Here is a 13,250-nt window from a genome sequence, read left to right on the forward strand (position 1 = left end):
TATGATAAGACATGAGGATGTTTACAGAATAGGCAGGATAGGCAAACCGCACGGTGTGGGCGGCGAACTGTCGTTCATGTTCGACGACGACGTGTTCGACCGCTGCGACGCAGAGTATCTCGTGCTCGACATCGACGGCATTCTGGTGCCGTTCTTCATGGAAAGCTACCGCTTCAACAGCGGAACTACGGCACTCGTGAAGTTCTGCGGCATCGACTCACAGGAGCGTGCCCGCGACCTTACGGGATGCGCGGTTTACTTTCCGCGGAGCCTTTCCGACAGTTCCGACGACAGCGTCACATGGTCGGAAATCATCGGGTTCACCCTCACCGACGCCAACAGCGGGCAGAGCGTAGGCACCGTCAGGTCGGTCGACAGCAGCACCGCCAACCTGCTGTTCGAGGTAGAACCTCCGGAGGGAGGCGACATACTCATCCCCGCCAATGAGGATTTGATTGATTCCTTCGACGTTGAACGGCGCGAGATAAAGATGCGTCTGCCCGAAGGATTACTCGATTTGCACAGATTATGAAGAAACAGATATGTATTCTCGGGTCTACCGGCTCGATAGGCACACAGGCACTTGACGTCGTAAGGGAGCATTCAGACCTTTTCGAAATATACTGTCTTACTGCCAACAACAGAGTGGAACAGCTTGCCCGTCAGGCACGCGAGTTCCGCCCGGCGGCGGTGGTAATAGCCAACGACGCGCATTATGACAGACTGAAAGAGCTTCTGTCCGACCTTCCCGAAATAAAAGTTTACGCAGGACGCGACGCCCTCGACCAGATAGTCGAGGCTTCACCGATAGACATGGTGCTCACCGCCATGGTGGGCTTTGCCGGACTTTCTCCGACAATACACGCCATCCTCGCCCGCAAGACGATATGTCTTGCCAATAAGGAGACGCTTGTCGTCGCAGGCGAGCTGATATGCCGTCTTGCCATGGAGCACCGTGTGCGCATACTGCCTGTTGACAGCGAGCACTCGGCAATATTCCAAAGCATCGTCGGCGAGGGCGACAACGCTGTGGAGAAAATCCTTCTCACCGCGTCAGGCGGACCGTTCCGCCTTTTCAGCAAGGAACAGATGGCGACGGTGACAGCCGCAGACGCCCTGAAACATCCCACATGGGAGATGGGCGCGAAGATAACCATCGACTCGGCAACGATGATGAACAAAGGCTTTGAGGTGATAGAGGCACGGTGGCTCTTCGGCGTTCCGGCAGAAAAGATACAGGTGCTTGTACATCCGCAGTCTATCGTCCACAGCGCCGTGCAGTTCTGCGACGGAGCGGTGAAGGCACAACTCGGAGTGCCCGACATGCGCCTTCCCATACAGTATGCGTTCTCCTATCCCGACCGGCTCCCGCTTTCCGGTGACCGACTCGACCTTTTCCGAGGACCTCTCGAGTTCTTCGAGCCCGACCTCGACAAATTCCGTTGTCTCGCCATAGCGTTCGAGTCAATCCGCCGCGGAGGCAACATGCCGTGCATAGTGAATGCCGCCAATGAGATAGTGAACGAGGGATTCCGCCGCGGCGAGTGCTCTTTCACCGCCATGGCAGACATCATAGAGCGCACCATGGAGCGCGTTTCGTTCGACGCATCACCCGATTATGACACCTACGTGCAGACAGATGCCGAGGCACGGAGAGTCGCAAGAGAGTTTATGAACATCTAAAACAATACAATAAACAATAATGGAAGTTTTTCTGATAAGACTGCTGCAGTTCATGCTTGCAATCTCTATTCTTGTTCTTCTGCACGAAGGCGGCCACTTCTTTTTCTCAAAGCTCTTCGGCGTTCGTGTGGAGAAGTTCTACTTATTCTTCGATCCCTGGTTCCACCTGTTTGAGTTCAAGCCAAAGAAAAGCGAGACTACATACGGTGTGGGATGGCTGCCTCTGGGCGGATATTGCAAGATCTCCGGAATGATAGACGAGTCGTTCGACACCGAACAGATGAAAAAGCCAGCCCAGCCGTGGGAGTTCCGCTCCAAGCCGGCGTGGCAACGTCTGCTCATAATGGTGGGCGGCGTGCTGGTGAACTTCGTTCTCGCGCTGTTCATCTACTCCATGTGCCTGTTCTATTGGGGCGAGGACTACGTGCGCACAAAGGACATGCACTTAGGCATGAAGTTCAACAGCGAGGCAAAGGCACTCGGTTTCCGCGACGGAGACATACTCATCGGCACTGAGAAAGGAGAGTTCAAGGAGTTCGGAGCCGACATGTTCAGAGACCTCTCCGAGGCATACCGCGCCGACATCATACGCGACGGAAAGAAGATGTCGTTAAATCTTAACGGCGACATCAACCTTCTCGGCATGCTGAAGGCGGAGCCGATGTTCGCCCGTCCGCTCATACCGGCACGTGTAGACACCGTGTTCGGCAAATCAATAGCACACCGCATGGGTCTGCGTGCGGGCGACCTCATAGTGGCTGTAGACGGCAAGACAGTCGACTCCTACAACGAGTTCCAGAACGAGATAGGCCGCCGTCGCGACATGCTTGCAGCCGCGCAGAACCATGCCGACAGTCTCGCCGCACGCACGGTGAGCCTGTCCTTCGTCCGCATGGCAGGCGGACGACCTGTCACAATAAAGGCGGGAGCCACTCTCGACGGTACGCTTGAGTTCGGATTCGGCATAAAACCGCTCTACGAGTACTACAAGCCCACACACGTGTCTTACGGTTTCTTCGAGAGTTTCCCAGCCGGAGTGAAATACGGATGGAACGTTCTCGCAGGCTATGTTGGCGACATGAAGTATGTATTCTCCGCCGACGGAGCGAAGTCGCTCGGAGGATTCGGGGCGATAGGAAGTCTGTTCCCGCCCGCATGGGACTGGCATTCGTTCTGGCTGATGACAGCCTTCCTCAGCATCATACTTGCCTTCATGAACATTCTTCCCATTCCCGCTCTTGACGGCGGACACGTCCTTTTCCTCTTCTACGAGATGGTGACGCGCCGCAAACCGAGCGAGACGTTCATGATACGCGCCGAGTATGTGGGCATAGCGATACTCATGCTGCTGATGATTGTCGCCAATATGAACGACATACTGCGCTGGCTCGGATATATGTAAACTGCATGCGCACGGTGCGGTATAGCCCGATGCCGTGCGCCATCAAGACATAATCCCGAATCGGTCATCAGAACGCCGATTATACATTTAAGGTTTATTGTCAGCTCTTCATCCTTCTTCCGCACTGCTGCCGTCATCTTGTATCCTGCTTTTTCTTGATGTAGTCCGCTACATCTTCGATAAAGCAGGGTACAAGATGACTGACAGCAGCACGAAATAAGAATGGAAGTCTAATGACCGATTCGGGATAAAATAAGGATGGAACGCACCCGGACACATTCCGGCATACCGCGTTCCATCCTTATTTTATTATCATATCACTCACGCATTGCAGGCATACTGTCAAGAAACCGACAAGACACCCCATTGCACACCGTCCTCATCAGCCAGCCATTTTCGCGCCAGCCACGAGCCGGTCAAGCCTCGCCATTACCGCTGCAGTGGCTCTTCGCGTACATACTGTCTATTATTCCGTCAGCCAGACCTATCACCGGCACATGCACATACTCAGCCTTCACCGTGTCGGCTATGGTAAGGAAAATCCTCGCAGCCGGCACTATCACGTCGGCGCGGTCGGCTTTCAGTCCGTAGTCCTTCATCCTTTGCTCAGGCGTGAGAGGCTCAAGCATGTCGTAGAGAGCCTTCAGCTCGCTTACCGGCAGACGCTGTTTCTTCTTGTCCTTCTTCTCCGCCATGCGGTAAAGCTTGTTTATGTTGCCTCCCGACCCTATTATGTTGATGCCGTCAAAGTCGGCTGTGAGCCGCGCGAGGTCATTCCTCATGGTCTCCCACGTCTCCTCTTTCACCGCCCCGCTGAGCATCCTCACCGTACCGATGTTGTACGATAGCGACTGCACCAGCTGCCCGTTGGTAAGGAGATTTATCTCCGTGCTTCCTCCTCCCACGTCCACATAGATGTAGTTTCCCGTACGGTCCTCGAGACACTCAATGTGGTTGTTGTAAATTATCCGTGCCTCCTCCTGACCGTTTATTATCTCTATGTTGATGCCGGAGTCCTTCAGTATGCGGCTTATGACGCTCTTTCCGTTGCGCGCGTCCCTCATTGCCGACGTGGCGCAGGCACGATAGTCAGTCACCTCATATATCTTCATCAGCTGACGGAAAGCCTTCATCAGCCGTCTCAGTTTCTTCGCCTTCTTCTCCGACAGTTCGCCAAGTGCGAACACATCGAATCCGAGTCTCAGCGGCACACGCAGCAAGAGAGCCTTCGCAAGACGTCTGCTCACAAGGTTCTCGTCCTCATCCTCTTTCTTTATAAGCAGTCTCACGGCGTTGGACCCTATGTCTATCGCCGCATAACACTTTCTTTCCTTATCAGTCGTTTTGTCACACATGTCTTCTGTTTATATCATTATCATTCTGATGCCTGCGTCTCCCCGGCAAGCTGTTCCCTGTAATGCAGGTAAAGTTGTTCCTGCGATCTGAACGCCTCTCCGTCCTCCGTGGTCCACGGTCTGTTCTCTCCCGTGCCGTCGACTATGCGTCCCTGCATCGTGTCACGCAGCCCGTAGTCTATCACTTTCTCCAGATCCTCCTTTATCTTAGCGTCGTACACCGGAGTGACCACCTCTATACGGTTGTCCAGATTGCGCGGCATCCAGTCCGCCGAACCTATGAAGCACTTCTTCTCTCCCCCGTTTGCAAAGATGAAAATGCGCGAGTGCTCCAGGTAACGGTCTATTATTCCGCATATGCGGATGTTGTCGCTCTTGCCCGGTATGCCCGTCACGAGCGAGCAGTTGCCTCGCACCAGCAGGTCAACCCTCACTCCGTTCTCCGACGCCTCATACAGTTTCCTTACCATCTCCGGCTCCGTTATATGGTTTATCTTCACCTTTATATATGCCGGCTTGCCCTGTTGCCTGTTCTTTATCTCGTTGTTTATCAGCCTGACAAACTTCTTCTTCATCTCGTTGGGCGACACAAGCAGCTCCTTGAACGTCACAGGCATGTAAGGCTTCTCTATGAACGTGAACACCGCATTGACGTCCTTCACGATGTTCTTTGCCGCAGTCATGAGCATGTAATCGGTATAGACGCGCGCGTTTCCCTCATGAAAGTTGCCCGTGCTGACGCATGCTATGTCGCTGCCGTTCCTCATTCCGATGTGCGTTATCTTGGAGTGCACCTTCAGGTTCTCCACTCCGAATATCACATTAACGCCCGCATCCTGCATCTTCTTCGACCAGTTGATGTTGGAAGCCTCGTCAAACCGCGCCAGCAGTTCTATCACCACCGTCACCTTCTTTCCGTTGCGCGCGGCACAGATGAGAGCCTTCACCACCTTGGAGTCCTTCGCCAGACGATACAGGGTCGTCTTTATGCTTTTCACCTCCTTATGTATGGCAGCCTCCTGAAGCAGACGTATGTAATAGTCGAAACTGTGGTACGGCACGTGGATGAACCGGTCTCCCTCCTGCACCATGCGCAGCACACTGTCCCGGCTGCTGTTAGTCTCGGGTCTGACGATGGGTTTCCACACCGGATACTTCAGGTCGTCGCGTCCGCAGTCAGGGAAAGCCATCAGGTCCTTATGGTTGTGATAGCGTCCTCCAGCCTGCACAGTGTCGAGCTTGTCGAGGTTAAGCAGGTTCATCACACGCTTGTGCAGAGCTGCCGGCATGTCCTGATCGTATATCACTCTGAGCGCGTCGCCCTTCCTGCGGCTCTTCACTCCCTTCGATATCTTCTGCAGAACGCCTGTCCGCAGGTCGTTGCCAATCTCCATCTCCGCATCCTTCGTGAACTTGAAAGCATACGCCTCAAAGTGCGTGTAGCCCAGTCCGCCGAAGATGAACGGCAGACAATAGCGTATCACGTCGTCCAGATACATCAGATATTTGTTCCCGTCACGGTCGGGCAGCCTCACGAACCGTCCGCTCACCTGCACCGGCAGCTCTATCAGCGCGTAGTCGCCCGCCTTCCTGCCCTCGGTGTTCATCTTCACGGCGAGGTATATGCTGTCGTCCGTCTCCTCGGTAAGCTGTCTGGCGGCGGTTATCCACACCGGACTCACAAAGCCGCTCAGCCTCTGCCGGAAGAACCGTCTCACATACCTCTGCTGCTCCTCGTCGAGCTCGTTCTCATTTAGCAGGAATATATGTTCGTCGCGCAGCCTGCTTCTCACTCCTGCCAACGCCTCCTCATATTCCTTCGCATATACGGTGTTGAGCCTGTTTATGCGCTTTATAAGTTTCCGGGCGTGCTCACTCTCCTTCCTCAGCGACTTGTCCTCACACTCCGCTATGCGGCTCAGCGTAGCCATGCGCACTCTGAAAAACTCGTCGAGATTGTTGGAGTAGATGCCGAGAAAGCCCAGCCGTTCCAGCAGCGGCACGTTCTCCTTAGTTGCCTCCTGAAGTATGCGCCGGTTGAAATACATCCAGCTAAGGTCGCGGTCGATGTAGTCTGAATGTGCTTTTTTCCTCCTGTCTGTCTTGTCTGCCATATTCCGTTTTTAGTTTTATGCAAAGGTCGGATAAACATACTACAATAATGCTACACTTGTGTTACAATCCCGATACAGCCATGCTGCCGGGAGCTTTCATGATATTGTCAAAGCAAACGTCCGCACCATGCCAAGGCATGAGGCGACGGGCGGATGATAAGGAGGGCGCGTCCGCCGTCTGCGGCGGCTCATTCCTCCGCCATACCGCCGTAATATCTCACAGCCATCTCCGCGATGTCGGCAGGCACGAGAGAGCTTATGTCCCTGCCCTCCTTTATGAGCTGCCTTATCTCCGTGCTGCTCACGTCATACAGTCCGGTGTCTACCACGCGCGCCCCTGCTGGCAGCGACCGCGCGTCCACGTTGTATCCGCGTCGCGGATAAATAAGTATCTCGCACGAGCTCATTATGTCTGCGGCGTGATACCATTGTCCGAAGCGCGCCCAGTTGTCCGCTCCTATCATCAGCACGAACTCCCTCTCAGGAAAGTCGCGCCACAGAGACTGCAACGTGCGCCATGTGTACGACGGCAGGGGCAGCGACATCTCATAACCGCACGCCTTCAGTCCTGCCATGCCCCTTAGCGCCGCACGCGCCATCTCCATGCGTCTCGTGTCGTCGAGCAGCGAGCCGCGCTCCTTAAGAGGGTTCTGTGGCGACACCATGAACCACACCTCCTCCAGCCCGGCTTTCTCCCTCATCTGCCGCGCTATGGCTATGTGGCCGTTGTGTATGGGGTTGAACGACCCGCCGTAGAGTCCTGTGCGTATCTTCTCCATATGTCTGTTGTCCGGTGTAACGGCAGGTGCGGCTGTGTCCGTCGCACCGTGCCGTTTGTCAGGTTACAGTCCGAGAAACTCCTTCACGATGGCAAGTGTCTCCTCCTCCGCATTCTGCAGGTCGTCGTTCACCACCACCCTGTCGAACTGTCCGGCAAAGGTCAGCTCGAACTCAGCACGCGCTATGCGGTCGTCTATCACCTCCGGGGCGTCTGTTCCGCGCCCTTCCAGACGGCGGCGCAGCTCGTCTATCGACGGCGGCTGTATGAATATGCTCAGCGCGCGGCTGCCGTAATACTTCTTTATATTGCATCCGCCCTTCACGTCGACGTCGAACACCACGTTGTCGCCCTGTGCCGACTGTCTCTCCACCTGTTCCTTCAGAGTGCCGTAGAAGCGGTCTTTGTATACCTCCTCATACTCCAGGAACTCACCGTTGTCTATGCGGCGGCGGAACTCCTCGGGCGTTATGAAGAAATATTCCACCCCGTTCTGTTCCGTCCCTCTGGGCTGTCTGCTCGTGCACGATATGGAGAACGCCAGCCGCAGTTCCTTATGTCTCATCAGCCATCCTATGATGGTGCTCTTCCCGCATCCGCTCGGTGCGGAGAAGATAATAAGTTTTCCGGTTTTCATGTCGCTGTACTTATGTGTGATTTATCATGCCGCCATGGTGCGCGCCGGGTCAAGGCGTGGGCACACACAGGCGGCATATGCGTGTCAGAGAGCGTTGAGCACCTGCTCCTTTATCTGTTCCAGCTCGTCCTTCATCTTCACCACTATGTTCTGCATCTCGGCGTTGTTGCTCTTGCTTCCGGTGGTGTTTATCTCCCGTCCCATCTCCTGCGCGATGAAACCAAGCTTCTTTCCCTGTCCGCCGTTCTCTTTCATCGTCTCGCGGAAATACGCCAGATGGTTGGCGAGCCGCTGCTTCTCCTCGCTAATGTCGAGCTTCTCGATGTAGTATATCAGTTCCTGCTCCAGACGGTTCTTGTCGTATTCCACGTCGGGTATAGTCTTCAGCCCTTCCACAATCCGCGCCTTTATCTTCTCCACGCGCGCCTTCTCATACGGCTCTATGCTTTTGAGCAAAGCTGCAATGTTGTCTATCTTCTCCGTGAACTTCCGCTCCAGTGCCGCACCCTCCTGATTGCGGAACGCGATGAGCGCGTCTATCGCCTCGTCAATCGCCTTGCCAGCGACATCCCACTCCTCATCGTCGAGCTCCTCCACATCGCTTTTTGCCGTCACGTCCGGCATGCGCAGCAGTGTCAGAAACCAGTCCTCCGGTTCGGGAATGCCCGTCGCCGCAGCGATGTCCTTTATCTGCCGGTAGTAGTTCTCCACCAGTGCGGTGTTTATTGGAGTGGCGTCTGTGGCGGCGTCTTTCTCTATCCATATGGAGAAATCCACCTTACCGCGTATCAGTCTTGCCGTTATCGTCTGCCTTATCTCCATCTCCTTCTCGCGGTAAAGCGGTGCTATGCGGGTGGAAAGGTCAAGCGTTTTGCTGTTGAGTGACTTTATCTCTACATGTATTTTTTTTCCTTTACAGGTTGCGGTAGCCCTACCGTAACCGGTCATTGACTGTATCATATCTATATTTATATTTATTGTGACAGCGCGTCCCGCCGTCTGTGTGAATTAAAAAAATATCCTTTTTACGTAACGTCATCATGCGGTGAGACTGCCGTCATAAGGTTGCCGGATGACGTTTTTATCATTGCGGGATGGTGCATGCGGACCGGAAGAGAGTCTGCCTTCACCATTCCCAAGTGCAGTTTTTATTTCGCGAAGCTAACGCAAGGCGAGAGCAACAGCAAGACGGGAAAACTTTGTTTTACCGGACTTGATATTGCCGAGCCGAAGCTTAGCTTATGCAAAGCTGATGCAAGGCGAGAGCAGCAGCAAGACGGTGAGACGAAGTCTTACCAGGCTTGATACTGCCGAGCCGAAGCTTAGCTTATGCAAAGCTAATGCAAACGAGCGGAAAGAGAGCTTGCTCTTATTTTCCCGAGTGCAGCTTAGCTTATGCAAAGCTAACGCAAGGCGAGAGCAACAGCAAGACGGGAAAACTTTGTTTTACCGGACTTGATATTGCCGAGCCGAAGCTTAGCTTATGCAAAGCTAATGCAAACGAGCGGAAAGAGAGCTTGCTCTTATTTTCCCGAGTGCAGCTTAGCTTATGCAAAGCTAACGCAAGGCGAGAGCAACAGCAAGACGGGAAAACTTTGTTTTACCAGGCTTGATACTGCCGAGCCGATGCTTAGCTTATGCAAAGCTAATGCAAACGAGCGGAAAGAGAGCTTGCTCTTATTTTCCCGAGTGCAGCTTAGCTTATGCAAAAGTACAAAAAATATATATCCTCGCATTGTTTCCCGCACTATAATTTTGCCCGACACACACCGCCGTAACAATATTCCGCACTTTTACACCTGCCACACAGACCGCAAAACCGCATAAATATACACCTTCGGCAGTAAAAAATATTGACAATTTAAAATCTGAAAACAGCGCGTCGCACCCTGTCAACTACCCTCATGCCCCACCGTCACCACTATTGAGAAAGACTATAAAAACGGTGTTACAGTACAATTCCAGCCTCATAACATCGCCAAAAAGCCTTTCCCGCGTCACCGAAAAGGCTCCGCGACATGACGATATACACTTTTCTGCACCACGAAAGAGGCTTTTTCGTAATGCAGGAAAGCCCGTTTCGCATCGCAGCACAGCTCCCTCCGCAGCCACATTCAGTCCATACGTCTGACTGTCAGACACTTACGCAAACCGCGTAAAACCAGCGTATTCGCATCCATATTTCCGTTTGTGGATTACAAGGGCACTCTCGCGGACTTGCCGTGAATAATTATTCATCATCCGACAACCGTTTCCGCATATTTATGCAATGCCCCATAACCTCATCATCCCCACCCGCCCCAGCCAGTAGAGACGCAAAATCTTGCGTCTCACGAGCAACCCGTCGCTACATGGCAACAGCAAAAGCATCATGAATATAAACGCATTTTTGGCTTGTGAGACGCAACCAGTCGTAACACGAAAACAGCTGTAACAACATGAATATATACGCATTTTTTGCTTGGGAGACGCAAGATTTTGCATCTCTACTTTGGTTACACCGCAATATAATATACAAAAATTTAAAACGGGAGACGCAAAATTTTGCGTCTCTACTATGGATACACCGCAATATAATATACAAAAATTGAAATCGGGAGACGCAAGATTTTGCGTCTCTACTTTGGATGCACTGCAATATAACATATGGTGTCCTGCGCCATAAAACAATATTCCTCGCCATGTCTGAACAATCCGTCATACACTGTCGTCGCAACTGTAAAAGCCGGCATTTCACATGAAATTGTCATTGCGGAGGCACATTCTGGCGGGCGTGATGAAAAAAAATCGTGTCCGGATGTCACGTTTTCGCGTTTCAGACGTTTATATTAATGGAAGACGAAATGAGGACCGACGAATTCAACAACACGATATTACCCATGCGCGGTGAGCTGAAAGGACTTGCCTGCCGCCTTGCCGGTGACACATGCACAGCGGAAGACATGGTGCAGGAAGTGATGCTACGGCTGTGGAGCATGCGCGACTCGCTCGACACCGACGGACACAACCGCGCCCTCGCCTTCACCATCCTGCGCAATCTCGCAGCCGACCGCAGGCGTCACGGACGCTACGAACAGGGGTGCGCAGCCACTTACGAGCCTGCCGCCGACTACTCCGACGCACTGGAAGCGCGCGACGAGGCTGACCTCGTGAGGCACATCGTGGACACTCTGCCTGCCTTGCAGCGCATGATATTCCGCATGAAGGAGATTGAGGGATACGACGCGAGCGAGATCATGCAGATAACCGGCTGCTCGGCGGAGAACCTGCGCAAGAACCTGTCGAGGGCACGCATGAGGATACGCGAGGAGTTTGTCAGACTCACGGCTGTACGCCGCACCTGACGCATACGTACATTTTATCAATACACATACTGACATGAAGAAGAACGACGGACACATAGGCACACTGATAGAACGCTACTTCGACGGCACAACCACCGCCTCGGAGGAACGTGAGCTGGCACGCTACTTCAGACAGGCGGGCGACAACATACCCGACGAGTGGGTGCCCATACGCGCCATGATGGCTTATGCCGACGAGGAACGCGCCGCTGTTGACGCGCCCGACACCACCGGCGTGAGGACTGCCCGCACCGCCGTGATGAGGCGAAGGCGGCTTATCCCTGCTGTCGCCGCACTGCTCGCGGCAGCCTGTGTGGCAGGCGTGCTGCTGCTCACAGGCACTCACGGAGGCAGCGACGGCTACGCGGTGATAGACGGTAAGGTGTACACCAGCCGACGGGTGGTGGAGCGCGAGGCTGTGGAGGCTTTGCGTATGGTGTCTGCCGACGACTCCGACCCCTACTCGGCACTCGACATGATGACCTACTGAGAGACTCTCCCTGTCACATGCTGACGCGACAAAGTGCCGTCAGAACATATAAACGAACAGACGAAAAAAGAAACAGCATATATATGAAACACTTTTATATCGGTCATACACACGGCTCGTGGCACCGCACATTGTTCTCCCGCATGCTGGCGGTGACGGTGATGACGATGCTCGCCGTGACCGTATGCGCACAGAAGGGGCTCGCTGTGGACGAGGTGTTCAGCCGGTTCGGACACGAGCGGGGCAGCAAGATGGTGGAGATGAACAACACCACGCTGCTGGGATACAGGCTGAAGGTGTACAAGAGTCTCATATACCGGAGAAACGCCGAGGGCATAGAGACAATTCTGAAAGCCGACCGCCGCAAGGCGAAGAAGATACGCGAGGTGGTGGAGGACGGACAGGTGGTGAGCGGATACTACATGATGGAGCCCGCCGCAAAGGACGCCAACCGCTACGTTCTCTTCAGCAGGAACGGCAAAGGACGCGGCACCGTGATATACATAGAGGGCGACCTGTCGCCCGACGACATCATGAAACTGTGCTATTCGAGGAAATAACGTAAAACAGAATACATATGGACATTAGAAAAACTCTTCTGCCGGTGATGCTCATACCGCTCACCGCAATGGCTTCGGAACCTTCCGACACCACTCTCATGGTGAACAACAGACAAATAACGGTGAACGACTCGGCGGGCATAACGAGCGTGACCGTCTACGACAAGAGCGGCGGACAGCTCACACGCACATACGAGACGTGCTTTGCCGACGGACAGGAGGTGGAGCGGGTGTATGTCACCTCACCCTTCATCCCTCAGATGCTGGGCAAGAACAAGCGTCCTATGGAGAGCCATTATCCGTTCTTCTTCATGGGCTACAACCTGTTGGCGGACAACGCTTTCGGCTTCAGCGGAAGCTCGGCTCTGCACACGCGCGACTCAAAGTCGTGGGAGTTCGGCTTCACTCTGGCGAGCGTGGCGTTCAGGCTTGGCGGCAATTTCGCCCTGACAACTGCCATGCAGACCACATGGGCGTACAATCACTTTCAGGGAAACAACGTCATGACGACCACAGACGGCATGTCGTCGCTGGAGAAGAAGGAGGACGTGAAGGTGAAGAAGAGCTACATCACCTACAGCACCATACGCATACCGCTGATGATGGAATGGTCGGAGAAGAGCTTCTATGCCGGACTCGGCGCGTCGGTAGACATGCGCATGTCGGGCAAGTCGAAATACCGCGCCAACAAAAAGACACGCACACAGACCGACGACATCAACCTCAACCCGCTCGGACTGAACCTTGAGATGCGCCTGGGATATGGTGCGCTGATGATATACGGGCGTGCCGGACTCACTCCTCTGTTGAAGACGGGACGCGCGCCAAAGTGCTATTCGGCATCGTTCGGTATGGGAATACGTCTCTGAAAAGGCATGGCGCGCGGG

The 13,250-nt window shown here is 53.9% G+C and carries 12 protein-coding genes; 7 read left to right on the top strand and 5 right to left on the bottom strand.

Annotation, left to right across the window (positions count from 1 at the left end):
• Nucleotide 1: 1 nt before the first annotated feature.
• The 3 genes from rimM to rseP are packed head-to-tail and all read left to right on the top strand — an operon-like array spanning nucleotide 2 to nucleotide 3,085.
• A complete protein-coding gene (rimM, locus tag BN4609_RS00105; RefSeq protein WP_068854750.1) occupies nucleotides 2-532 on the top strand; it encodes a ribosome maturation factor RimM in 531 nt (176 codons plus the stop codon).
• Nucleotides 529-1,683, top strand: a complete 1,155-nt coding sequence (locus BN4609_RS00110) for a 1-deoxy-D-xylulose-5-phosphate reductoisomerase (RefSeq protein ID WP_068854752.1) — start codon at nucleotides 529-531, stop codon at nucleotides 1,681-1,683. Before rimM ends, BN4609_RS00110 begins: the two co-directional genes overlap by 4 nt.
• A gap of 19 nt (nucleotides 1,684-1,702) precedes the next feature.
• Complete coding sequence (gene rseP / locus BN4609_RS00115) at nucleotides 1,703-3,085, top strand: RIP metalloprotease RseP (protein ID WP_021993397.1); 1,383 nt, start codon at nucleotides 1,703-1,705, stop codon at nucleotides 3,083-3,085.
• Between the two features lie 416 nt (nucleotides 3,086-3,501).
• Here rseP and BN4609_RS00120 read toward each other — a convergent pair whose 3' ends face one another.
• From BN4609_RS00120 to BN4609_RS00140, 5 genes are all read right to left on the bottom strand, one after another.
• Nucleotides 3,502-4,440 carry a Ppx/GppA phosphatase family protein gene (locus BN4609_RS00120; protein WP_068854754.1) on the bottom strand — a complete coding sequence of 313 codons (939 nt, stop codon included), beginning with the start codon at nucleotides 4,438-4,440 and terminating at the stop codon, nucleotides 3,502-3,504.
• 20 nt (nucleotides 4,441-4,460) lie between these two features.
• Entirely contained in the window at nucleotides 4,461-6,554 is a 2,094-nt protein-coding gene (locus tag BN4609_RS00125) for an RNA degradosome polyphosphate kinase (RefSeq protein ID WP_068854756.1), read from the bottom strand.
• Nucleotides 6,555-6,742: 188 nt separating this feature from the next.
• The gene (gene nadD, locus BN4609_RS00130; protein ID WP_068854758.1) at nucleotides 6,743-7,333 is read right to left on the bottom strand and encodes a nicotinate (nicotinamide) nucleotide adenylyltransferase; all 591 of its coding nucleotides are present in this window, start codon (nucleotides 7,331-7,333) and stop codon (nucleotides 6,743-6,745) included.
• Between the two features lie 63 nt (nucleotides 7,334-7,396).
• Nucleotides 7,397-7,969: a guanylate kinase gene (gene gmk, locus BN4609_RS00135; RefSeq protein ID WP_068854759.1), complete on the bottom strand. Its 573-nt coding sequence runs from the start codon at nucleotides 7,967-7,969 to the stop codon at nucleotides 7,397-7,399.
• An 84-nt stretch (nucleotides 7,970-8,053) separates the two neighbouring features.
• On the bottom strand, nucleotides 8,054-8,929 hold the full coding sequence (locus BN4609_RS00140; RefSeq protein WP_068854761.1) for a YicC/YloC family endoribonuclease: 876 nt from the start codon (nucleotides 8,927-8,929) through the stop codon (nucleotides 8,054-8,056).
• A gap of 1,871 nt (nucleotides 8,930-10,800) precedes the next feature.
• On the opposite strand from BN4609_RS00140, the gene BN4609_RS00155 reads away from it, so the two are divergent.
• From BN4609_RS00155 to BN4609_RS00170, 4 genes are all read left to right on the top strand, one after another.
• On the top strand, nucleotides 10,801-11,313 hold the full coding sequence (locus tag BN4609_RS00155; protein WP_084791287.1) for a GFO_1088 family ECF-type sigma factor: 513 nt from the start codon (nucleotides 10,801-10,803) through the stop codon (nucleotides 11,311-11,313).
• 34 nt (nucleotides 11,314-11,347) lie between these two features.
• Nucleotides 11,348-11,803 carry a PG0215 family putative anti-sigma factor gene (locus BN4609_RS00160; protein WP_068854770.1) on the top strand — a complete coding sequence of 152 codons (456 nt, stop codon included), beginning with the start codon at nucleotides 11,348-11,350 and terminating at the stop codon, nucleotides 11,801-11,803.
• A gap of 83 nt (nucleotides 11,804-11,886) precedes the next feature.
• Complete coding sequence (locus tag BN4609_RS00165) at nucleotides 11,887-12,363, top strand: DUF6108 family protein (protein WP_241033155.1); 477 nt, start codon at nucleotides 11,887-11,889, stop codon at nucleotides 12,361-12,363.
• 17 nt (nucleotides 12,364-12,380) lie between these two features.
• Nucleotides 12,381-13,232: a hypothetical protein gene (locus tag BN4609_RS00170; RefSeq protein ID WP_021993936.1), complete on the top strand. Its 852-nt coding sequence runs from the start codon at nucleotides 12,381-12,383 to the stop codon at nucleotides 13,230-13,232.
• Nucleotides 13,233-13,250: the final 18 nt, after the last annotated feature.

This window comes from Leyella lascolaii, from assembly GCF_900079775.1.
Classification (GTDB): Bacteria; Bacteroidota; Bacteroidia; order Bacteroidales; family Bacteroidaceae; genus Prevotella; species Prevotella lascolaii.